Below are 22401 nucleotides of genomic sequence, written 5' to 3' on the forward strand. Positions count from 1 at the left end.
ATGTCGGCTCAGTGCTTCACGTCTGCGGGTCTCCAAGGGCGGCGCGACGGGCGCCGGCGGTCGGGCCGCAGTATAGGCACACAGGCCGGCGGCACGCGGCACGCGCGCTGAACGGCGGTCGCAGCCACGCAAGCCGGCCCCGTTAGACTATGGGCGATGAGCACCGTCCTGCCCCTGCCAGACCCCCTGCCCCGCACGCTCGACCCGCGCCGCGCCGCGCACGAGACCCAGAAGCTGGGCAAGCGCCTGCGCCACCAGGTGGGGCGCGCGATCGCCGACTTCGGCATGATCGAGGACGGCGACAAGGTGATGGTCTGCCTGTCGGGCGGCAAGGACAGCTACACGCTGCTCGACATCCTGCTGCAGTTGCAGGCCAAGGCGCCGGTGTCGTTTTCGATCACCGCGGTCAACCTGGACCAGAAGCAGCCCGGTTTTCCCGAGCACATCTTGCCCGACTACCTGCGCACACTCGGCGTGGATTACCACATCATCGAGCAGGACACCTATTCGGTCGTCTCGCGCGTCGTGCCCGAAGGCAAGACGATGTGCTCGCTGTGTTCGCGGCTGCGCCGCGGCGCGCTGTACACCTACGCCGAGGCCAACGGCTTCACCAAGATCGCGCTGGGCCACCACCGCGACGACCTGGTGGCCACGTTCTTCCTCAACCTGTTCTTCCACGCCAAGCTCAGCGGCATGCCGCCCAAGCTGCGCAGCGACGACGGCAAGCATGTGGTGATCCGCCCGCTGGCCTATGTCGCTGAGGCCGACATCGTCGCCTATGCCGACGCCAAGGCCTTCCCGATCATCCCGTGCAACCTGTGCGGCTCGCAGGAGAATCTGCAGCGCAAACAGGTCGGGCTGATGATGGCGCAGTGGGAGAAGACGCACCCCGGCCGCATCGAAACCATCGCGCGCGCGCTCGGCGATATCCGCCCCTCGCAGCTCAGCGATCCGAAGCTGTTCGACTTCCTGTCGCTGGGCAGCCGCAGCGCGGCCTTGCCCGACGCGCACGACTGGCTGGCCGGCGCACCACACGACGCCCGCGACTGAGCCGCGCCGCCGCGTCCGCTGACGTGGCGGCGGTCCGCACACGCACGAGGACGGGCGCTCCGGCTTTCTGCTTTTTCGATCCCCCATCCCCAATCACGGCCCTTCGATGTTCTTCAAGAATCTGACCCTGTTCCGCTTCCCCACCTCCGTCGACGTTTCCGAACTGGAGACCCAGGTCGGCGAGTTCCGCCTGCGCGATGTCGGCCCGCTGGAAATGTCCACGCACGGCTTCGTGCCGGCGCTGGGTCGCGAGGCCGACGCACTGACCCACCGCATGGAAGACGGCATCTGGTTGGCCGTCGGTGGCCAGGAGAAGATCCTGCCCGGCGCGGTGGTCAACGAATTCCTGGCCGTGCGCATCGAGGAGTACGAGGAAAAGAACGCACGCAAGCCCGGCGGCAAGATGCGCAAGCAGATGAAGGACGACATCCTCCAGGAGTTGCTGCCGCGTGCGTTCGTGCGCCCGGTGCGCTCGGATGCGTTGATCGACCTGGAGCTGGGCGTGATCGCGGTCAACACCTCCAGCCGCAAGAGCGCCGAGAACGTGGTCAGCCAGGTGCGCACCGCGATGGGCAGCTTCCCGGCGCTGCCGCTCAATGCCGAGACCTCGCCGCGCGCAGTGATGACCGGCTGGATCGCCGGCGAGCCGCTGCCCGACGGCCTGGCGCTGGGCGAGGAATGCGAGCTCAAGGATCCGTCCGACCAGGGCGCGATCGTCAAATGCCAACGCCAGGATCTGCAGTGCGAGGAGATCACCCGCCATCTCGACGCTGGCAAGCAGGTGACCAAGCTGGCGCTCACACTCGACGATCAGATCGAGTTCGTACTCGGCGAAGACCTGATCGTGCGCAAGTTCAAGCTGCTCGACGGCGCGCTCGACACGCTTGAACACACCGACGCCGACGATCGCCAAGCCGAACTCGATGCGCGCTTTGCGCTGATGCGCGGTGAGTTCAAGCGTCTGTTCAAGGTGCTCGAGGGCGCGTTCAAGCTGTCGAAGGTGGAATGAGCGCAGGCGCGCGCCGCGCGCGCCTTACACTGCACGCATGCCGCCGTCCTCGCGCTTGACCTCGTCGCCCCCCGCCGCCGTGTCGGTGCGGCGCGACACGCTCGAGGTCTGGCTCGACGATGGCCGCCGGATCGAGGTGCTGCGCGTGCGCGATCCGCGCGCGCGTCGCATGCGCCTGAGCGTCAGCGAGCGAGGCGCGCGCCTGACGTTGCCGCTGCGCGCCAGTCTGGCGGCCGGCGAGGCCTTCGTGCACCAGCACCGTGACTGGCTCGCCGCGCAGTTGGCCGAACACGGCCAGGCGCCGCCGCTGCGCCGCGACCTGACCACGCACCTGCCGCTGCGCGGCGCGCTGCTGGCGGTGGATTGGCAACCCGGCCGCTTCGCCCATGTGCGGGCGGACGATGCGCACCTGGTGTTCGTTGCGCCCACACAGGCTGGCCCGGCGGCGCTGCAGCGCGCGCTGCGCGAGTTCTACGAAGCCCAGGCACGCGCTGATGTCGCCCGCTGGCTGCCCGGTTATCTTCCGGGCCTGCCGCGCACGCCGTCGCGGATCCGGATCCGGCCAATGTCCTCGCAGTGGGGCTCGCTGGCGCCCGACGGCACACTCGCGCTCGATCTGGCGCTGGTGCTCGGCGCGCCGTCGGCATTCGAGTACGTGCTGGTACACGAGCTCTGCCACCTGGTGCATGCCGACCATTCGCGCGCGTTCTGGCGCGAGGTCGAGGCGCGTTGTCCCGACTGGCGCCGGGCACGCGACTACTTCCGCAGCGAAGGACGCCGGCTCAAGGGCACGCTGCATGCGCTGCTGACGGGCTGAGCGCCTGCCGGCGTACGCACCGCGGCGGACTCAACGCCGGAGAAAATCCCCGATCGCCGCGGCGACCGCGTCGGGCTGCTCCATGTGCAGGTGGTGCCCGCCCGGGAGCACGACCAGGTCGCCATCGGGCAGCAGGCGCGCGCGGCGGCTGCGGTCGGGTTCGGGCAGGTAGTCCTGCGGCGGATCGGCGTAGATCACCCGGGTCGGGCACTCGATGCCGGCCACAAGCGCATCGACCTGGCCGGGCGTCATGCGCACCGCGGTCGGCACGGTCAGCCGCGGGTCGCTGCACCACACGTAGCCGCCGTCCACCGTCTGCACGCCGCGCTCGACCAGCCGGCGTGCCGAGCCTTCCGACAGCGCATTGACGCGCATGCGCGCACGCACCGGCGCGTCGAGATCGGGGAACACCCGCAAGGGCCGCTCGCCCAGACCGCGTGACGAAGTCACCGCGTCGCGCAACCGCACCACGGTGTTGGCCTCGGTCTCGGGCAGGGCCCCGAGCGCTTCGATCGCGACCAGCCGCTCGATCCGCGCAGGACACGCAGCGGCCACCAGGCTGGCGATGCCCGCGCCCATCGAATGGCCCAGCAGTGCGAAGCGATCCCATTGCAGCGCATCGGCGATGTCCAGGACCTGGTGCACCGCGCCGACGAAGGTGTAGTCGGTGCCCTTGGGCATGTGCACGCTGCGGCCATGCCCGGGCAGGTCGGGCGCGACCAGATCGAGCCCGTCCAGATGCGCGGCCAGCGGCCCGAAGCTTGCGGCGTTGTCGAGCCAGCCATGCAACGCCAGCACCCGCCGCGCGCCCGGTGTGCCGTAACGCAGGCCACGCACTGTGCCGATGCCGATCTCCAGTGCGAAGTCCGCGCCGCTCATGCCCATACGTCCAGTTCGCGGCGCAGCAGCGTCACCATCGCATCGGCATGCTCGGGCGCGTCGTTGAGGCAGGGGATGTAGCGCAGCCGTGTCCCGCCATTGGCGACGAACAGCTCGGCGTTCTGCATCGCGATCTCCTCGAGCGTCTCCAGGCAGTCGGCCGGAAAGCCCGGACACAGCACATCGACCTCACGCACCCCCGCCTTGGCCATCGCGACCAGGGTCGCGTCGGTCGCCGGCTGCAGCCATTTGCCGGCGCCAAAGCGCGACTGGTAGGCCATGCGGCAGTCGCCGGCATCGGGGCCGAGCGCGTCCACCAGCCCGCGGAACGTCGCCTCGCAGCGCTCGGCGTAGGGATCGCCCTGGTCGACGATGCGCTGCGGAATGCCGTGGAACGAGCACAGCAGCACCTCACCGCGGCCGTGCGCCTGGCGATGCGCGTGCACCGAAGCCGCCAGCGCCTGCAACCAAGCCGGCTCTCGGGCGTAGTCCTCGATCATGCGGACCTCGACCCCATCGATCGGGGTCTCGGCGATCCGGTCGGCGACCGAGGCGGTGGTCGTCGTCGAGTACTGCGGATACAGCGGCAGCACCAGAATCCGGCGGATGCCTTCGGCGGCCAGCGCGCGCATCGTCTGCGCCAGCGCCGGGCGGCCATAGCGCATCGCATGGACCACGCGCAGTTCGGGCATGCGCGCATCGACCGCCTCGGCCAGCCGACGCGTGTACACCGCCAGCGGCGAGCCGCCCTCGAGCCAGATCTCGGCGTACTTGTGCGCGACCTTCGGCGAGCGCCGCGGCAGGATCACCCGGCGCAGCAACGGCAGCCACAGCCAGCGCGGCAGGCGCACCACCCGCGGATCGGACAGAAATTCGTCCAGATACGCGCGCACCGCATCGGCGGTGGGCGCATCGGGCGTGCCGAGATTGACGATCAACACGGCGGTGGCGGCCGGCGCGGCGTCTGAGGAAAGCGGATGAGCGGACATCCGCATAGGATGGCAGGCCGGCCGCTGCAATGCAGCCGACGCGCACGTCGCACGGCGACCGGCCGAACTCACGCACGATTCATGCCGTCGTCACTAGCCTGAATCGGCCGCTCCGCGCCGCGTTGCGCCGTTGCCCCTTCTTTAGTCTCCGGAGCTCTCCATGCGCCTGTCCCCGCGTCGTTCCCTGCTGGTTGCCGGTCTCGCCGTCGCACTGGTTGCCGGTCCCGCCTTCGCCGGTCCACAGGAAGAGGCGCGCGCGCGGAATGCGGTGCGCGTGCTCAACGAAATCCAGGCGATCCCGGAGTCCGGCATTCCGGACAAGCTGCTCGACGAGGCCCGCGCGATCATCGTGATCCCCGACACCGTCAAGGCCGGGCTGGTCATCGGCGGTCGCCGTGGCCACGGCCTGCTGTCGGTGCGAACCGCCGACGGCACCTGGTCCAACCCGGCCTTCGTCAAGCTCACCGGCGGCAGCATCGGCCTGCAGGCGGGCGTGCAGTCCTCGGACGTGGTGCTGGTGTTTCGCAACGAACGCAGCCTCGAATCGATCGTCAACGGCAAGTTCACCCTCGGCGCCGATGCCGGGGTCGCCGCCGGCCCGGTGGGCCGCAATGCGGCGGCATTGACCGACGGCCAGCTCAAGGCCGAGATCTGGTCGTGGTCGCGCGCGCGCGGGCTGTTCGCCGGCGTCGCGCTCGATGGCGCGGTGCTGTCGATCGACGATGAGGCCAATGTCGCGGTCTACGGCAACACCACCACGCCGCGCGCGATCCTCGAGAACCGGCCCGGCCAGGCGCCATCGGGGCCGATCGTCGATTTCCGCGACCGCCTGGAAGAGGCCAGCGCCACCGCGCGCGTGGCCCGTGGTGGCGCCGCGGTCGCCCCGCGCGCCGCGCAGCCGGCTCCGCCGATCCAGGGCGTGCCCGAAGCGACCACCGTACCGGTGCAGTCCTACGACCCGGCTCCGCAGCCGTTCGAGACCGTCAACGATCAGCCCGCCCAGGTCGAACAGCTGCCGTAAGCGAGCTTGCCCCTGCGACAAAAACGCGCGTGAGGCCGGCGAGCGCGGTCGGTGCGCTATCCTAGCCGTCCACTCGAATCAGACTGGTCCCGCCATGGGCAGTTTCAGCATCTGGCATTGGCTCATCGTCCTGCTCGTCGTGCTGCTGGTGTTCGGCACCAAGCGGCTGCGCGGCGCCGGGCGCGACCTTGGCGAGGCGGTCAAGGGCTTCAAGAAGGGCATGCACGACGACGACGTGCCGCCCGAGCGTCTCGACGACCGTTCGCGCGAGTCGGAGTCGGCCGCCGAGCGCGCACGACGCGAAGACCATACCCCGCGCTGATCGCGCGGGTCGACGTTCTCCACGATGTTCGGGATCGGGTCCGGCGAGCTGCTGATCATCGCGGTGGTCGCGTTGATCGTGCTCGGCCCGGAGCGATTGCCCAAGGCCGCGCGTTTTGCCGGGCTGTGGGTGCGCCGCGCGCGCACCCAGTGGCATTCGGTCAAGGCCGAGCTGGAACGCGAACTCGAGGCCGAGGAACTCAAGCGCAGCGTCCAGGACGCACAGCGGTCGATTGCGGATGTCGGCACCCAGTTGCGCGATGCTCAGAGCAAGGTGCGCGACGAGTTCGACGCCGTGCGTCGCGGCGCCGCGGAACTCGCCGACGAGGCCCGCCGTGTGCCGGGCACCCCGGCCCAGACCGAGGCGCAGATCGCGTCATCGCCCGCCGACGAGCCCGAGATGCCTGCCCTGCCACCGGGCGCGATCGCAGCCGACCCGACCGCGCCCCCACGCGTCCCCCAGGAGGCCGGCGATGGCACGGCACGCTGACGACGACGCTGGCGAGGGCAGCCTGGTCGATCATCTGATCGAGCTGCGCATGCGGCTGATGCGCGGCCTGGCCGGTACCGGTCTGGTGCTGGTGGCCTTGCTGCCGTTCGCCAATCGCCTGTACGGGCTGCTGGCCCAGCCGCTGCTCGACAAACTGCCCGAAGGCGCGCATCTGATCGCGGTCGAGGTCGCCTCGCCGTTTTTCGCGCCGCTCAAACTCGCCTTCTTCACCGCGCTGGTGGTGACCATGCCCTGGCTGCTGTACCAGGCCTGGGCGTTCGTCGCGCCGGGCCTGTACAAGCGCGAGAAGCGCCTGGCGCTGCCGCTGCTGGCCTCGGCGGTCGGGCTGTTCTACATCGGCTGCGCGTTCGCCTTCTTCTTCGTGCTGCCGTCGGTGTTCCGGTTCCTGACCCTGGTCACCCCCGATGGCGTGGCGATGATGACCGACATCAACGCCTACCTGAACTTCGTGCTGGTGATCTTCCTGGCGTTCGGTCTGAGCTTCGAGCTGCCGGTGGCGCTGGTGATCCTGGTGCTGCTGGGCTGGGTGACCACCGACCAATTGCGCGAGGCGCGCGGCTACGCAGTGGTCGGCGTGTTCGTGCTGGCGGCGGTGATCACCCCGCCCGACGTGGTGTCCCAGCTGATGCTGGCCGTGCCGATGTGCCTGCTCTACGAGGCCGGCATCATCGCGGCGCGGTTGCTGGCGCCCAAGCCCGGCCCCCTGCAAGACCGCGCATGAGTGTGGGCGCGCCGACGTCGCTGCCGCGCCGCTATGCGGCCTGGTCGCTGGACGCGGCCGCGATCGCCGTGGTCGTCGTCGCGTTGCTGCATCGCCGCCTGTGCGCGGGCCTGGCCGCCTGCGGCGAGGCGCTCGACGCATTGAGCCTGACGATGGCCGGCACGATGGCCGACGCCGCCGACCGCGGCGTCGCGCCGGCAGCGCTGGCACGGACCTGGCTCGCCGACCCCGCGCTGCACGCCGCGGTCGGCCAGTTGTCGGTCGCGGTCAGCGCCTGGCTGCTGCCGCCGATGCTGGCATTCGCGCTGCTCGCGCTGATCTGGTTCGCGGGGTTCGAGGGCTCGCGCTGGCAGGCGACCCCGGGCAAGCGCCTGCTGGGCCTGCGCGTGGTCGACGACGACGGCCTGCCGCCCAGTCCCGTGCGCGCGGCGCTGCGTCAGGCCGCGGGCCTGCTGTCGTGGGCCAGCCTCAACATCGGCCACGCACTGGCCGGACTCGCCCCGCGCCACCAGGCACTGCACGACCGCATTGCCGGCACCCACGTGGTACGCGTCGATGCACGGCCGATGCCCCTGCCCGTGCGGCTGTGGCTGGCGCTGCAGTTGCCGGCCTGCTTCCTGCTGCTGGCCTGGCTGATGCATGCCGTCGACCGCAGCGTGACCGCCGCGCTGGACACGACGCTGGGCTGTAGGCCCCCGCCTGGCTACAGCTCGATCGTCGAGCCCGGGGCCGGCCCGGTCGGCGCCGCGGCCTCGCCGCAGATGTCGCGCCACATGACGTACATCGCGCCGAACATCACCACGTACAGCACCAGCAGCAGCACCAGGTACATCGGCAGCACCAGGAACGCGCCCAGCGCCGGATGCAGCAGCGTGGCAACGATCGTCACCAGCGACGCCACCACGCCGAACACCAGGAGCAGCGCAAAACCGCCAGCCATCGCCAGCGCCGCGATCACCAGCACCGGCAGCACGTTCTTGAGCGTGGCCAGCACGCCGTCGCCGAACGCCGCGAACACGCTGCGCCCGCCGAGCGCGACCTGGCCCAGTCCGATCGCATAGACCGTCGCATAGAACATGCCGAACAGCAGGCCCAGCGCCATCAACGGGCCGATCCCCGCGGGCGGCATCGGCAACTCGGGCGGTGCCGACGGCGGCGTCTGGCTGGCGCCTACCTCCTGGGTGATCGTCACGACCTCCAGGTACCACTCCGGCACGCCGTCTCCGAACAGACTGACCAGCGCGTAGAACGTGGCGATGTACAGCGCGCCCATCAACAGGCCGAACCCGACCAGGCGCCCGGCGCCGACCGAGAACACCGAGAACAGGTCGCCCGGTCGTGCCGGCCGGCCCTGCTCGACCGCATCGATGACCCGTAACACGCCGCCGATCAGCAGTGGGTAGACCAGGATCGAAACCAGCGACATGGCGCCGATCACCATCAGTTGCGACTGCGCGTCGAGCCCGAACGCGAGCTGCAGCACCAGCTGCAACACGCTGGGCAGCAGCGCCAGCAGCGACACGATGGCCACCGCGCCGTACACCGCCCGGGGATTGCCGCGACCGACGTTGACCGCCTGCACCAGCCACTGCCAGCCATGGCCCGCTCCCACGCTCCGAATCGTCATCCCGCTGCTTCCCGTTTCCGCACATGGCGTCATGCCACGAGGCCGGTCATCGTACTGCAGTGCCGATGCACACGGCGCGCAGGCCGCGCGCAGCCGCGTGCGCGCGATCGGCGCGCGGCAGACAGGGCCGTTACCCGGCCTTCGGCCTGGACGTCCGGCCGCAAGCGGCCGCGAAACGTCGCAGTACCGTGCGCGCATGTGGCGCGGCCCGTACTGCGGTCAGCATCGCCGCAGGATCGGCGGCCTCCTCGCGCAACGGCTGCGCCCGGGCGCGGATGTAACCGCGCATGTGCGTGGCGCTGAACTCGGGATGGAACTGCAGACCCCAGACACGCTCGCCCCAGCGGAAGGCGTGGTGCGGCTCAAGCGCCGAGCGGGCAAGCGGCACCGCGCCGGCGGGCAGCGCCAGCGCGCTCTGCAGATGCGTGGCCTGCGCGGCGAACCGCGGCGGCAGCCCGCGGAACAGCGGATCGTCGCTGGCGGCTGCCAGCGTCTCGATCTCCACCGTGCCCATCTCGCGCCCGTGGGGATTGGCGCCGACCTCGCCGCCGAGCGCATGGGCGATCAGCTGGTGGCCATAGCAGATGCCCAGCAGCGGCATGCCCGCCTGCGCGGCATCGCGCAGCCAGACCGCACTGCGCTCGCTCCAGTCGGCGCGGTCGGTGACCATCGCGCCCGAGCCGGTGACGATCGCCGCCTGCACCGCATCGATCGGCGGCAACGCCGCACCGCCTTCGACATCGACCACCACGACTTGGTCACGCGCCAGCCTGGCGGCCACCCGGATCCAGTGCGCGAAGCCGCCGTAGCGGCGCATCGACGGCACGGGCCGTCCGGTTTGCAGGATCAGGATGGGAAGATCGGAAGCCATCGTGGAGTCGGCGCGTGGATGAAGCCGCAAGCGTAGCGACTCGACGCTGAAACGCGCGCCCCCCGCCTCTTCCCGTCTTGAAACAGGAGAAGGCGCGGTGCGTCGCGAGCTGGCAGGACGCTGCATCGAGATCGCACCTCCCCCGCCCGCGGGGAGGTCGGCGCGCGCAGCGCGACGGGTGGGGGCGCGCCGGCGCGCCTACTCGCGCGGCGGCAGCACCGTCATTACTTCCTCGACCGTCGTCAGCCCCTGCGCGACCTTCTCCGCGCCGGCCATGCGCAGTGTGCGCAGACCTGCGCCGACCGCCGCCCGGGCGAAGCCGGCCAGGGACATCGCCGGCTGGACCAGTGCCCGCAGCGCCGGCGTCACCGGCATCAGCTCATAGAGGCCGATGCGTCCCAGATAGCCGGTGTTGCGGCACTCCAGGCAGCCAACCGGACCGCAGGCTTGCGCCGGCGGTGGCGGGCCCTCGGGCCGACCAGCGCGCGCCAGCCTTCCGGGTCGACCGCGCGCGCGGTCCGGCAATGCGGGCATAGCGTGCGCACCAGGCGCTGGGCGAGTACCCCGTTGAGGGTGGACGCGATCAGATAGTGTGGCAGCCCCAGGTCGAGCAGCCGCGTCACCGCCGACGGCGCGTCGTTGGTATGTAGCGTGGAGAGCACCAGGTGGCCGGTCAGCGCGGCCTGCACCGCCATCTGCGCGGTGTCCAGATCGCGGATCTCGCCGATCATGATGATGTCCGGGTCCTGGCGCAGCAGGGTGCGCACGCCCTGGGCGAAGGTCAGATCGATCGCGGCGTGCACCTGCATCTGGTTGAGCTCGACGGCGACCATTTCGATCGGATCCTCGACCGTGCACACGTTGACGTCGGGCGTGGCCAGCGCACGCAGGGTCGAATACAGCGTCGTCGTCTTGCCCGAGCCGGTGGGCCCGGTGACCAGCACGATGCCGTGTGGACGTTGCACCAGGTCGTTCCAGGCCGTCGCCTCGCCCGCGTCGAAGCCCAGCTGCGCAATCGTCTTGAACGCCGTGTCGGGATCGAAGATGCGCATCACGCACTTCTCGCCGAAGGCGGTCGGCATCGTCGACAGGCGCATCTCCACCTCGCGCCCGCCCGGCGAGCGGGTCTTGATGCGACCGTCCTGCGGCCGCCGGCGCTCGGCCAGGTCCATGCGTCCGAGCACCTTGATGCGGCTGACCGCCGCGGTCATCACTGGCGGCGGCATTTCGAACACCTTGTGCAGCACGCCATCGATGCGGAAGCGCACGCGGCCGACGTCGCGGCGCGGCTCCAGATGGATGTCCGAGGCGCGCTGCTCGTAGGCGTACTGCAGCAGCCAGTCGACGATGTGCACGATGTGCTGGTCGTCGGCGTTGACGTCGCCCGAGCGGCCCAGTTCGACCAGTTGTTCGAACGACGGCGCAGTGCCGCCACCGTCGCGCAGGTCGCGCGCGCCGCGCACCGAGCGCGTGACGCCGAAGAACTCCATCGTGTAGCGATGCAGATCGAGCGGATTGGCGACGACCAGGTCGATGTCCCGGCGCAGCAGACGCTGTAGATCGGGCAGCCAGTCGAGCGCCAGCGGTTCGCTGGTCGCGATGCGCGCGTGCTGGGGCGTGACCTCGACCGGCAGGATGCGGTGCCGGCGGGCATAGGCGTGGGAGACCAGATCGGTCACATCGGCCACGACGATCTTGGTCGGGTCGATGCGCAGATAGGCGTGCCCGGTGCGCTGCGCCAGCCATTGCGTCAACGCTTCCAGGCCCAGCTCGCGCCCGGGGCGCAGCGCGGACGGCAGCTTGAGATTGGCCAACAGTACCAGCGGATGCACCGCCTCCAGGCCGCGGGTCGCGCGCCCACCCACGCGCGCGCGCTCGGCGTCGGCCGGTGCCAGCAGGCCGTCGGCGACCAGCGCGGCGACGACCGGCTCGAACGTCAACCGCCCCGGCGGCAGCCGCGCGACGGGCGCGCCGGCCTCCTGGCCTGCGGGCGACGGCGGCATCCGGGGTTCGTTCAAGCCTGTTCCCTCCGTGGCCGCGGCCGCCTGGCGCGGCGGGCGGCATGGCGTGGACCGCTATACTAGCGCGCCGCCGCCACGCCCCACTCCGATGACCGGACCGACGTTCCAGGAGCTGATCCTCACGCTCAACGCCTATTGGGCCCGTCAGGGCTGCGTGCTGATCCAGCCGCTGGACCTGGAGGTCGGCGCGGGCACCTTCCATCCGGCGACGTTCCTGCAGGCGCTCGGCCCCGAGCCATGGAACGCGGCCTACGTGCAACCCTGCCGCCGCCCCACCGACGGCCGCTACGGCGACAACCCCAACCGCCTGCAGCGCTATTACCAATATCAGGTCGCGCTCAAGCCCAATCCCGACAACATCGTCGAGCTGTACTTCGGCTCACTGCGTGAGCTGGGCATCGACCCGCAGGTGCACGACCTGCGGCTGGTCGAGGACAACTGGGAATCGCCGACCCTCGGCGCCTGGGGGCTGGGCTGGGAAGTCTGGCTCAACGGCATGGAGGTGACCCAGTTCACCTACTTCCAGCAGGCCGGCGGGCTGGAATGCCGTCCGGTGCTCGGCGAGATCACCTACGGCCTCGAGCGGCTGTGCATGTATCTGCAGAACGTCGACAACGTGTTCGACATCGTCTGGACCCATGGCCCCGACGGCACGCCGGTCACCTACCGCGACGTCTACCACCAGAACGAAGTCGAGCAGAGCACCTACAACTTCGAGCACGCCGACGTCGCCGAGCTGTTCCATCGCTTCGACCACTGCGAGGCCGAGGCGCTCAAGCTCGTCGAGCTCGGGCTGCCGCTGCCGGCCTACGAGCAGGTCTGCAAGGCCAGCCACAGTTTCAATCTGCTCGACGCGCGCCGCGCGATCAGCGTCACCGAACGCCAGCGCTACATCCTGCGCGTGCGCACACTGGCCCAGGCGGTCGCCAAGGCCTATTACGCGCAACGCGAGAAGCTCGGCTTCCCGCGGCTCAAGCGCGACGCCGCGCTTGCCGACGCCGCAGTTTGAATCTGCCCGGATCTGCTGCGCACCAAGACGTTCCATGATCCGCCCTCCGGCGGTCGACACGGCCCTCCCCCGCACCGCGGGCACGGCGGGCGAAGAGAGAAAGGGTCCTTCCGCATGACCGACACCAAGCCCCTGCTGATCGAACTGGGCACCGAAGAACTGCCGGTCAAGGCCTTGCCCGGCCTGGCCCAGGCGTTCTTCGACGGCGTGATCGCGGCGCTCGACAAGCGCGGCATCAACGTGGTGCGCGGCGATGCGAAGCCGCTGTACACGCCGCGGCGCCTGGCGGTGCTGCTGCCCGGCGTCGCCGCCGAACAGCCCGAACAGCGCGGCGAGGTGCTGGGGCCGTATCTCAACATCGCGCTCGATACCGACGGCCAGCCGACGAAGGCGCTGCAAGGCTTCGCCGCCAAGGCCGGGGTCGACTGGACCCAACTGGAGAAGACCACCGACGCCAAGGGCGAGCGCTTCGTGCACCGCACCGCGACCGCCGGTGCGACCACCGCCGCGCTGCTGCCCGAGGTGTTGCGCGAGGCGATCGCGGCGATGCCGATCCCCAAGCCCATGCGCTGGGGCGCCCACGCCCACGCGTTCGCACGCCCGGTGCACTGGCTGGTCGCGCTGCACGGCGATGCGGTCGTGGAGGCCGACCTGTTCGGCGCACGCGCCGGCCGCGACAGCCGCGGCCACCGCTTCATGCACGATGCGCCGGTGACCATTGTCGCGCCCGGCGACTACATCGAGGCGCTGCGCGCAGCCTCGGTGCTGGTCGATCCCGATGCCCGACGCCAGGCGATCGCGGACGCGGTCGACGCTGCGGCGCGCGCGGTCGACGGCCAGGCGCGCATCGAGGCCGACAATCTCGAGCAGGTGAACTGCCTGGTCGAATGGCCGAGTGCGGTGGCCTGCACGTTCGAGGCCGAATTCCTGGCGGTGCCCCAGGAAGCGCTGATCGCGACGATGGAGGCGAACCAGAAGTTCTTCCCAGTGCTGCGCGACGGCCGGCTGACTGAGCATTTCATCGGCATCGCCAATATTGTCTCCAAGGATCCGGCCGAGGTCGCCAAGGGCTACGAGCGCGTGATCCGTCCGCGCTTCGCCGATGCCAAGTTCTTCTTCGACGAGGATCTCAAGCAGGGCCTGTCAGCGATGAATGAGGGCCTGCGGACAGTGACCTACCAGGCCAAGCTCGGCAGCATCGCCGACAAGGTGGCGCGGGTGGCCGCGCTGGCGCAGGCGATCGCGCCGCAGGTCGGCGTCGATGCCGGCCTGGCGCAACGCGCTGCGCAGTTGTCCAAGGCCGACCTGCAATCGCGGATGGTCGGCGAATTCCCCGAGCTGCAGGGCATCGCCGGTCGCTACTACGCCCGGCACGACCCGGCGCTGGCCGGCTTGTCCGACGACGACCGCAGCGCGCTGGCCAACGCGCTCGATGAGGCCTGGCAGCCGCGCTTTGCCGGCGACGACATCGCGCTCTCGGCGCTGGGCAAGGTGCTGGCGATCGCCGAGCGCCTGGACACGCTGGCCGGCGGCTTCGCAGCAGGCCTCAAGCCGACCGGCAACAAGGACCCGTTCGCGTTGCGCCGCAACGCGCTTGGGCTGGCACGCACGCTGATCGAGAGCGGGTTCGATCTGGATCTCAATGTCCTGCTGCGACGGGCTGCCGAGGAAATCCAACGTGCGGCGGTCTCGCTGGAAGCAACGCGTGCGATGGACAAGCTCAAGTCGCTCGAAGCACAAGGCATCGCGACCAAGTCTGCCAGCGTCGCGGGCCTGGTCGAGTCGACCGAGGCCTTGGCCGACGAGCTCTATGACTTCCTGCTCGAACGCCTGAAGGGCTACTACGCCGACCGCGGCGTGCCGGCCGCGCACCTGGCCGCGGTCGCCGCGCTGCGCCCGGCCTCGTTGTACGACCTCGACCGCCGCATCGATGCGATCGGGACATTCGCGCAATTGCCTGAAGCCGCTGCGCTGGCCGCGGCCGACAAGCGCATCCGCAACATCCTGCGCAAGGCCGACGATGCGATTCCCGGCGCAGTGGACGCGGCGCTGTTGCGCGAACCGGCTGAAGCCGCGCTGGCCGAAGCGGTCGCGGCCGCGCACGGCGAGACCGGGCCCGCCCTGGCCCAGGGCGACTACGTCGCCGTGCTGACGCGGCTGGCGCGGCTGCGTCCGCAGGTCGATGCGTTCTTCGACGCGGTGATGGTGAACGCCGACGACCCGGCGCTGCGCGGCAACCGCCTGGCACTGTTGCAAGGGCTGGCCGACCGGCTGGGCAGCGTCGCGGCGATCGGCCATCTGTCGGCCTGAGCACTGCACGAACGGGGTCGCGCCGTTAATCGACTCTTGACGCGCACCGGGTATCCTCGCCCGATGCCACGCCTCCCGTTGTGCCTCGCCGCCGTCGTCCTCGTGTTCTCGTCGGCTGCGGCGCAGGCCGCACGTGTCGATCGTGTCGATATCTCGGGCCTCGATGAGGAAATGACCGAGAACGTGCGCGTCTCGCTGGCGCTGCACGATGCGATCGGCAAGGACGTGTCGGGACGGCGGATGGCGTATCTGATCCGCGAGGCCGAATCGCAGACGCGCAAGGCACTCGAGCCGTTCGGCTACTACTCGCCGACGATCGACGTGCAGCGCGAGCGCAAGGACGATGTCTTCTCGGTGCGCATCGTCGTCGATCTGGGCCAGCCGGTGCGCGTGCGCAATCGCGATATCGCGATCATCGGCCCCGGCGGCCAGGACCGGTACCTGGCGCGCGACTTGGCGAGCTTCGTGCCCGGCGAAGGCGGCGTGTTCAACCACGCCGACTACGACGGCAGCCGCAACCGGCTCAGCCGCCGTCTCAGCGAGCGCGGCTATTTCGACGCCGAGTTCGCCTCGCGCCGGGTCGAGATCACCCGCGCTGACCACGCCGCCGACATCGACCTGGTGTGGACCAGCGGCGAGCGCTACAACATGGGCCCGACGACCTTCAAGCAGTCGCCCGAACCCGTCGTCAACGACGAACTGCTCGAACGCCTGGTCTACTGGGACGAAGGCAGCTACTACCACCAGGGCCGTCTCGACCGCCTGCGCACCTCGCTCTCGCGGCTCGACTATTTCTCCACGATCGACATCGAGCCCAAGGTCGAGGACGCCAACGCCGAACGCGAGGTGCCGATCGAGGTGTCGCTGACGCCGGCCAAGCGCAGCATCTACACCTCGGGCGTGAGCTACGGCACCGACAGCGGGGCGGGCATCCGGCTCGGCGTCGAACGCCGCTACGTCAACATGCGCGGCCACAAGGCGCTGGCGCAGCTCGACTATGCGCAGCGCCGCAAGACGCTGACGCTGCAGTACCGCATCCCCGCGTTCGCCTGGCTCGACGGCTGGTACACCGCCAGCCTGCAGGCCGCCGACGAGCAGACCGATTACATCGACTCGCGCCGTGTCGAGCTGGTCGGCAGTCGCAGCGGCCAGTACAACGACCGTCTGAACCTGATCGCCTCGCTGCACGTGTTGCGCGAGCGCTGGGCCTACGCGCCCGAGGAAGACCCCGATGCCCCGGCCGATCCGGACGACGAATTCGCCGGCGCCCTGTACCGCTACGCCACGTTCGCCTATCCCTCGCTGCGCGCCGAGTACATCGATGTCGACGACCGGCTGTTCCCGACCGCGGGCATCGGCGGCTCGGTGATGCTGCGTGGCGGCATCGAAGGCGCGGCGTCCGATGCGACGTTCACCCAGCTGCATGCGCGCGCGAGCTGGTTCCGCGGCATCGGCGAATCGAGCCGGCTGATCGTGCGCGGCGAGCTCGGTCACACCTTCACCAATGCGCTGGTCGCGATGCCGCCGAGCCTGCGTTTCTATGCCGGCGGCGACCGCAGCATCCGCGGGTACGACTGGCGCGAAGTCGGCCCACGCATTCCCGCACGCGACGGCCGCAAGGCCTATGCGCTGGGCGCCAAGAACGTGGTCACCGCCAGCGTCGAGTTCGAGCGCTACTTCACCGAGACGATCGGCGCAGCGGTCTTCGTCGACAGCGGCGATGCGTTCGACGGCACCTCGCCGAACTGGCGCACCGGCGTGGGCATCGGCGCGCGTTACAAGTCGCCGGTCGGCCCGCTCAAGCTCGACATCGGCCGCGGCCTCGACAATCCCGATTCGGCGTTCACGATCGGCCTGAGCATCGGCGCGGAGTTCTAGAGATGGCTTTCCGGCGCGACCGTCTGCCCGACGACCTGACCCCCGAAGCGCGCGAGGCGCGCATCGCCGAACTGCGCCAGCGCCGACGCGCACGCAGACGCAAGCTGGCGATCCGCAGTGCGATCGGCATCGCCGTGCTGGCGGTGCTGGTCATCGGCCTGGTGTGGTGGCTGCTGACCACGTTCGGCGGACGCGACTTCCTGCTGCACCAGATCGCATCGCGCCTGCCGGCGGGCACGGAACTGACCTGGCGCGCGGCCGAGGGCCCCGCGTCGGGCCCGCTGACGATGTACGACGTGCGCTATGTGCAGCGCAGCTGCCCGGACGTCGAGGAACAGCCGGTGCCCTACGGGCAGTGCGACGAGCCGCGGGTGCTGACCTTCGCCGCCGCACGCGTGACCATCGACCCGGCGCTGATGCCGCTGGTCGGCCGGCGCCTGCGTCTGGATGTGCTCGATATCGATCAGGCGGTGCTGGAACTGCCGGCGCCGGTCGACACGCCGTTCGAGTTGCCGCGCTGGCCCGATTCGCTGCCGCGCATCGACCTGCCGCTGTCGCTGCAGGCCGACACCATCCGCGTCGACGGCTTCCGGGTCACGCGCATGGGCGAGCCGATGATCGACGTGCGCACGCTGCGCGGCGGGCTCGATGCGCAGCAGGGCGAACTGCGGCTGACCGGGATCGTCGTCGACAGCGACCGCGGCCGGTTCACCGCAGACGGCGTCTACGCACCGGACGACGACTATCGGATGGACCTGACCGCCAGCGCGCTGATGCCGGCACCGCCCGGGCGCACGCGGCCGCGCATCGGCCTGGTCGCGCGCGGCGATCTGGCGCATCTGGACGTCGCGGCGATCGGCCACGCACCGGCGCCGCTGCGCGCACTGATCACGCTGCGCGGTCGCGACGATCCGGGCTGGGCACTGCGCGCCGACACTACGCGGCTCGACCCGTCGCTGCTGGTCGGCAACGGCGAGCCGGGCACGCCGCTGGCCTTCGACCTGCGCGCCGACGGCACCGGCGGCGCGGCGACGCTGCAAGGCAAGGTCACGATCGGCGAGCCCGACGCCGCACCGCTGGCCGTGGTGCTGCAGCCTTCCAAGCTCCGGCTCGAGGACCAGCGCCTGGACATCGAACAGCTGGTCGTCGACACCTTCGACGGGCGGGTGACGCTGCGCGGCCATGCCGATGTCGCCGAGCCCGGCGATGTGCGGTTCCGCTTCGCGGTCAATGCCCGCGGCGTGCAGTTCGGCGCCGACCCCGACAGCGCCGATCCGGCGCCGCCGATCGTCGCCGATGCGGACCTCGGCATCGCCGGCAGCACCGCGGCATGGGCGGCGATCGGCAAGGCGGGCATCGAACGCGAGGGCCTGCGCGCACGCGTCGATTTCGACGGCCGCGGCGACGCACAGCGCATGCGTCTGCACACCGCGCACGTCGAGATGCCGACCGGCACGCTCGATGCGACCGGCGATGTGGCCTGGGCTCCGGCACTGCAATGGGACATCGCCGCGACCCTGGCCGGTTTCGATCCGGGTTACTTCGCCCGCGACTGGAAGGGCGCGGTGAACGGACGCCTGGCCACGACCGGCAGCACCCGCGACGACGGCGGCCTGGACGTGGCCGTCGAGGCCGACCAACTCGGCGGTACGCTGCGCGCACGGCGGCTCGACGGCCGCGCGACATTCGCGATGCACGGGCCGGCCCGCGACGCCGGCGAGGCCGGACGCAGCGATTTCGAGGGCGAGGTCGCACTGACGCTCGGCGGTAGCCGCGTCGATGCGCGCGCCAAGGTCGCCGACACCCTGGACATCGACGCCAAGCTGGCGCCGTTGCAACTGGCCGACTTCCTGCCCCAGGGCGGCGGTACGCTGCAGGGCACGCTGCGGGTCACCGGTGCGCGCACGGCGCCCGACATCGCGGCCGACCTGTCCGGCACCGCGCTGCGTTTCGGCGACTACGCCGCGGCCAGCGCCCGGGTCGACGGCCGCCTGCCGTGGCGCAGCGATGCCGGCACGCTCGAGGTCTCGGCCAGCGGCGTGCAGGCCGGCGTCGCGCTGGACACGGTGCAGGTGTCGGCGCGCGGCGCGATCACCGCCCTGCAGCTGCAGGCCGATGCGCGCGGCGAGATCGGCGCGCTGGCGCTGTCGGGCGAGGCCTCCCAGCGCAACGGTGGCTGGCAGGGCACCCTGGCCACGCTGCGCTTGGCACCGACGACGGGCGCGAGCTGGGCGTTGCAGGGCCCGGCGAAGTTCGCTCAGACCGGTGCGCGCATCACGTTGTCGGAAAGTTGCTTTGCCTCCAGCGGCGGCGGCTCGCTGTGCGCCAGCGCGGACTGGCCGCGCCAGGGCGTGAGCGTGCGCGGCGAGCGGCTGCCGCTCGCGCTCGCCACGCCCTATCTGCCCGAGCAGGACGGCGGGCAGGCGTTCGCGCTGCGCGGCGAGATCGCGCTCGAAGGGCGCGCCCGCCCGGTGGGCAACGGCTTTGCCGGCAGCGCCAGCGTGCGCTCGGCCAGCGGCGGCGTGCGCACGTCCGAGCGCGCGCGTAATGACGTGATCGCCTACGACGATCTCGCGCTCGACGCCGAGTTCGACGCCAACCGGCTCAGCGCGCGCCTGACGACGACGCTCAACGAGGTTGGCCGCGTGCAGGCGGAAGTCACCAATGGCTGGGATGCGTATTCGCCGCTGTCGGGCTCGCTGGTCGCCCATGTCGAGGACCTGACCTTCGTCGAGCTGTTCTCGCCCGATATCGTCGAGCCCAAGGGCCGCCTGACCGCCGACATCCGGCTGGGCGGCACCCGCGCGCAGCCGACGATCGGGGGCCAGGCGCGGCTGAGCGATTTCACGACCGAGATCCCGTCGCTGGCGATCGCGCTCGAAGACGGCAATGTCGGCCTCGATGCGCTGCCCGACGGCACCGCCCGCATCAGCGGCAATGTGCGCTCGGGCAAGGGCACGCTCGACATCGACGGCCGGCTGGACTGGCAAGGCGAGGCGACGCCGCTGGAGCTCAACCTGCGCGGGACCGATGTGCTGGCCGCCGACACCAGCGACATGCACATCATCGCCTCGCCCGACATCACCGTGCGCTATGCGGCGCAGCAACCGCTCAACGTCACCGGCAAGGTCTTCGTCGATGTCGCGCTGCTGGATCTCGAACGCCTGAGCGAAGGCGTGTCGGCCTCGCCCGACGTGGTCGTGCTCGACCCGATCGATCCCGACGACAGCGGCACCGCCTCGTCGCTGGCGCTGGATCTGACGGTGGGCGTGGGCGAGAACGTCGGTCTGCGCGGCTTCGGCTTCGATGGCCGCATGCGCGGCGAGCTGCGCGTGCGCGCCGTGCCCGGCCGCGAGATGACCGGCAATGGACGCCTGTCGGTCGATGGCCGCTACAAGGCCTACGGGCAGGAATTGAAGGTCACCCGCGGCAATCTGGTCTTCAACAACAGTCCGGTCGCCGACCCGGTGCTCGATGTGCGCGCCGAGCGCCGCATCGATGCCGAGGACATCACCGCCGGTATCGACGTCAGCGGCCGCGCCTCCGCGCCGCAGGTCAACGTCTGGACCGATCCGTCCAGCGACGATTCCCAGGCGCTGTCGTACCTGGTGCTGGGCCGCTCGGCCTCCAGCCTGACCAGTGCCGAAGGCCAGCAGCTCGACGCCGCCGCCACCGCGCTCAACGCCGGCGGCGACCTGATCGCCGGCCAGCTCGGCAGCAAGATCGGGCTCGACAACGCCGGCATCAGCCAGTCGCGTGCGCTCGGCGGCAGCGTGCTGGGCGTCGGCAAGCAGCTGTCGCCGCGGCTGTACGTCGGCTTCGGCGTGTCGCTGCTGGGCACCGGCCAAGTGCTGACGCTCAAGTACCTGCTCAGCCGGGGCTTCGATGTCGAGATCGAATCGAGCACGCTGGAAAACCGCGGCTCGGTGAACTGGCGGCACGAGCGCTGAGCCGCGCTCGGCCGCGCTGGACCCGCCGGCGCGGGGGCCGGCGGTCAGCGGTCAGCGCACGAGCCGCGCGCCTTGCAGTTGCGCCGCGCCGTCGATGACGTCGGTCCAGACCACATAGGCCTGCCCACCGAGCACCTGCAACTGCGGGAAGCCGGTCGCACGCCCACGCCCCTGCAGGCGGGCGAGTTCGATGCGCTCGTATTCGGTCGAAAGGTCCGGGCTGCGCCGCGAGAGCCACAGCGACTGGCCGTCGGCCTCATCCTCGCGCAGCCACACCGCCCAGGCCTGCGCGTCGTCGAGCGCGACGGCCACGCGCCCCTGTACCGCCGGGCCGCTGTCGAGCACCACCGGATCGGCGAAAGCATCGCCGGCATCGACGCTGCGCGCCAGTTGCACGCGCGGCGTGTCGCCGGCGGCGGTGTACCAGCCCACCAGCACCGCATCACCCTGCGCCGCGACCGCCGGGCCGTTCACCGGGCAGGCGGGCATCGTCCAGTCATCGGCGTGCACGCGCGCCGGTGTGCGCCAGGCGCCGTTCTCCAGGCGCGTCAGCATGACGTCGCGGACCTCGGCCTCGGTGCGGCCACGATAGACGACCACCGGGCCGCGCCCGGTGACCGCCGCCGCGGTCTGGCAGCAATCGCAGACGCGGGCATCGATCTCGTGCTCGACCGTGCGTTGCAGATTGGCGTCGAACACCGCCGCGCGCAGGGTCATCGGTGCGCCCTCGTGCGCGGCGTGGTCGCCGTCGGCATCGTCGGCATGGCCACCGCCGGTGTTGCGGCCATCGAGCCAGGCCAGGCCGAGACCACCGCCCTGCGCCCACATCGACACGAAGCCGTGCTCGGTGGCAGTGCCGTCATCGTGCGCGGGGATTGGCGCGCTCCAGTTGGCCCCGCCGTCGCGCGAGCGCGCGAGCACCACGTCGTAGGCGTAGGGCGCGTCGCCGCGCTTCTGCAACCAGTGCGCCCACAGCGCGCCGTCGGGCGTGGGCAGCACGTGCGGAGTGTCGGCCCAGTTGACGAACATGCGGTTGCCGATCGCGATCGTGGTCGGCGCATTGCGCCAGCGCTGCGCGGACGGGTCGAAGCGCGAGTACTGGAATGCATGACGGCGCCCCTGCCGCGAATTGATCCAGCTCAGCACCAGCAAGCCGTCGGGCCCGGCGACGAGGTCGGGCGCGCTCGAGCCTGGCCCGGTGGCCGGCAACGGCCAGTCCACGCGCTGGCTCGGCGCATCGACAGGCGTATTGGCGGCGGGTGCGGCCGGGGCTGCCTCCTGGCCGCCGCATCCGGCGAACGCGAGCGCGAGCAGGCTGGGCAGGAGGATGCGCGGAGCGCGGAGCGGACGGGACATGCGCGACCTCGACGTGAGAACGTGTTCAGTGCGCAAGGGTACTCTTTGGCTGTGTTCGCCG

The 22401-nt window shown here is 70.7% G+C and carries 17 protein-coding genes and 1 pseudogene; 11 read left to right on the top strand and 7 right to left on the bottom strand.

The annotated features are described in order from the left end of the window. The first annotated feature begins 174 nt into the window (after positions 1-174). The 3 genes from BEN78_05615 to BEN78_05625 all read left to right on the top strand — a co-directional run bounded on the left by BEN78_05615 (position 175) and on the right by BEN78_05625 (position 2876). On the top strand, positions 175-1050 hold the full coding sequence (locus tag BEN78_05615) for a tRNA 2-thiocytidine(32) synthetase TtcA (protein ASR44940.1): 876 nt from the start codon (positions 175-177) through the stop codon (positions 1048-1050). A 106-nt stretch (positions 1051-1156) separates the two neighbouring features. Beyond that, positions 1157-2059 carry a recombination-associated protein RdgC gene (locus tag BEN78_05620; protein ID ASR42935.1) on the top strand — a complete coding sequence of 301 codons (903 nt, stop codon included), beginning with the start codon at positions 1157-1159 and terminating at the stop codon, positions 2057-2059. A 37-nt stretch (positions 2060-2096) separates the two neighbouring features. After that, positions 2097-2876, top strand: a complete 780-nt coding sequence (locus BEN78_05625; protein ID ASR42936.1) for a hypothetical protein — start codon at positions 2097-2099, stop codon at positions 2874-2876. A gap of 30 nt (positions 2877-2906) precedes the next feature. Here BEN78_05625 and BEN78_05630 read toward each other — a convergent pair whose 3' ends face one another. Both BEN78_05630 and BEN78_05635 read right to left on the bottom strand, forming a co-directional pair. Then, entirely contained in the window at positions 2907-3755 is an 849-nt protein-coding gene (locus tag BEN78_05630; GenBank protein ID ASR44941.1) for a hydrolase, read from the bottom strand. Next, positions 3752-4744 (bottom strand): ferrochelatase, encoded by a 993-nt coding sequence (locus BEN78_05635; protein ASR44942.1) that lies wholly within the window; start codon positions 4742-4744, stop codon positions 3752-3754. The genes BEN78_05630 and BEN78_05635 overlap by 4 nt, the downstream gene beginning before the upstream one ends. A gap of 160 nt (positions 4745-4904) precedes the next feature. Here BEN78_05635 and BEN78_05640 point away from each other — a divergent pair, with 160 nt between their 5' ends. From BEN78_05640 to BEN78_05655, 4 genes are all read left to right on the top strand, one after another. Beyond that, complete coding sequence (locus BEN78_05640) at positions 4905-5765, top strand: ligand-binding protein SH3 (GenBank protein ID ASR42937.1); 861 nt, start codon at positions 4905-4907, stop codon at positions 5763-5765. 94 nt (positions 5766-5859) lie between these two features. Then, positions 5860-6087: a preprotein translocase subunit SecA gene (gene tatA, locus BEN78_05645; protein ASR42938.1), complete on the top strand. Its 228-nt coding sequence runs from the start codon at positions 5860-5862 to the stop codon at positions 6085-6087. A 24-nt stretch (positions 6088-6111) separates the two neighbouring features. Next, positions 6112-6576 (top strand): twin arginine-targeting protein translocase TatB, encoded by a 465-nt coding sequence (locus tag BEN78_05650; protein ID ASR42939.1) that lies wholly within the window; start codon positions 6112-6114, stop codon positions 6574-6576. After that, positions 6560-7318: a twin arginine-targeting protein translocase TatC gene (locus BEN78_05655; GenBank protein ID ASR42940.1), complete on the top strand. Its 759-nt coding sequence runs from the start codon at positions 6560-6562 to the stop codon at positions 7316-7318. The genes BEN78_05650 and BEN78_05655 overlap by 17 nt, the downstream gene beginning before the upstream one ends. Before the next feature lie 31 nt (positions 7319-7349). On the opposite strand, the gene BEN78_05660 is transcribed toward BEN78_05655, so the two are convergent. The 4 genes and pseudogenes from BEN78_05660 to BEN78_05675 form a co-directional block, all read right to left on the bottom strand. Then, complete coding sequence (locus BEN78_05660) at positions 7350-7685, bottom strand: hypothetical protein (protein ASR42941.1); 336 nt, start codon at positions 7683-7685, stop codon at positions 7350-7352. Between the two features lie 336 nt (positions 7686-8021). Beyond that, positions 8022-8930 carry a hypothetical protein gene (locus BEN78_05665; GenBank protein ASR42942.1) on the bottom strand — a complete coding sequence of 303 codons (909 nt, stop codon included), beginning with the start codon at positions 8928-8930 and terminating at the stop codon, positions 8022-8024. A gap of 145 nt (positions 8931-9075) precedes the next feature. Continuing rightward, positions 9076-9816, bottom strand: coding sequence for a GMP synthase (locus BEN78_05670; GenBank protein ASR42943.1), 741 nt, complete (start codon positions 9814-9816; stop codon positions 9076-9078). Between the two features lie 198 nt (positions 9817-10014). Continuing rightward, positions 10015-11819, bottom strand: a pseudogene (locus BEN78_05675) (type II secretion system protein E). A 106-nt stretch (positions 11820-11925) separates the two neighbouring features. Between BEN78_05675 and BEN78_05680 the strand changes: the two are divergent. The 4 genes from BEN78_05680 to BEN78_05695 all read left to right on the top strand — a co-directional run bounded on the left by BEN78_05680 (position 11926) and on the right by BEN78_05695 (position 20984). Continuing rightward, a complete protein-coding gene (locus tag BEN78_05680; protein ID ASR42944.1) occupies positions 11926-12846 on the top strand; it encodes a glycine--tRNA ligase subunit alpha in 921 nt (306 codons plus the stop codon). A gap of 114 nt (positions 12847-12960) precedes the next feature. Further along, positions 12961-15156 (top strand): glycine--tRNA ligase subunit beta, encoded by a 2196-nt coding sequence (locus BEN78_05685; protein ID ASR42945.1) that lies wholly within the window; start codon positions 12961-12963, stop codon positions 15154-15156. A 102-nt stretch (positions 15157-15258) separates the two neighbouring features. Then, positions 15259-17034 (top strand): hypothetical protein, encoded by a 1776-nt coding sequence (locus BEN78_05690; GenBank protein ASR44943.1) that lies wholly within the window; start codon positions 15259-15261, stop codon positions 17032-17034. Positions 17035-17069: 35 nt separating this feature from the next. Further along, a complete protein-coding gene (locus BEN78_05695; protein ID ASR44944.1) occupies positions 17070-20984 on the top strand; it encodes a hypothetical protein in 3915 nt (1304 codons plus the stop codon). 51 nt (positions 20985-21035) lie between these two features. Here the strand turns inward: BEN78_05695 and BEN78_05700 are convergent, their stop codons facing one another. Beyond that, complete coding sequence (locus BEN78_05700) at positions 21036-22340, bottom strand: hypothetical protein (protein ID ASR42946.1); 1305 nt, start codon at positions 22338-22340, stop codon at positions 21036-21038. Positions 22341-22401 lie beyond the last annotated feature (61 nt).

Source organism: Xanthomonas citri pv. mangiferaeindicae, from assembly GCA_002240395.1.
GTDB lineage: Bacteria > Pseudomonadota > Gammaproteobacteria > Xanthomonadales > Xanthomonadaceae > Luteimonas > Luteimonas citri_A.

Bases quoted from the DNA above. Each gene is read 5' to 3' on its own strand.
- BEN78_05685 (ASR42945.1), top strand. From the start codon at position 12,961: ATGACCGACACCAAGCCCCTGCTGATCGAACTGGGCACCGAAGAACTG.
- BEN78_05625 (ASR42936.1), top strand. From the start codon at position 2,097: ATGCCGCCGTCCTCGCGCTTGACCTCGTCGCCCCCCGCCGCCGTGTCG.
- BEN78_05655 (ASR42940.1), top strand. From the start codon at position 6,560: ATGGCACGGCACGCTGACGACGACGCTGGCGAGGGCAGCCTGGTCGAT.
- BEN78_05700 (ASR42946.1), bottom strand. From the start codon at position 22,340: ATGTCCCGTCCGCTCCGCGCTCCGCGCATCCTCCTGCCCAGCCTGCTC.
- BEN78_05620 (ASR42935.1), top strand. From the start codon at position 1,157: ATGTTCTTCAAGAATCTGACCCTGTTCCGCTTCCCCACCTCCGTCGAC.
- BEN78_05650 (ASR42939.1), top strand. From the start codon at position 6,112: ATGTTCGGGATCGGGTCCGGCGAGCTGCTGATCATCGCGGTGGTCGCG.
- BEN78_05630 (ASR44941.1), bottom strand. From the start codon at position 3,755: ATGAGCGGCGCGGACTTCGCACTGGAGATCGGCATCGGCACAGTGCGT.
- tatA (ASR42938.1), top strand. From the start codon at position 5,860: ATGGGCAGTTTCAGCATCTGGCATTGGCTCATCGTCCTGCTCGTCGTG.
- BEN78_05680 (ASR42944.1), top strand. From the start codon at position 11,926: ATGACCGGACCGACGTTCCAGGAGCTGATCCTCACGCTCAACGCCTAT.
- BEN78_05670 (ASR42943.1), bottom strand. From the start codon at position 9,816: ATGGCTTCCGATCTTCCCATCCTGATCCTGCAAACCGGACGGCCCGTG.
- BEN78_05640 (ASR42937.1), top strand. From the start codon at position 4,905: ATGCGCCTGTCCCCGCGTCGTTCCCTGCTGGTTGCCGGTCTCGCCGTC.
- BEN78_05635 (ASR44942.1), bottom strand. From the start codon at position 4,744: ATGTCCGCTCATCCGCTTTCCTCAGACGCCGCGCCGGCCGCCACCGCC.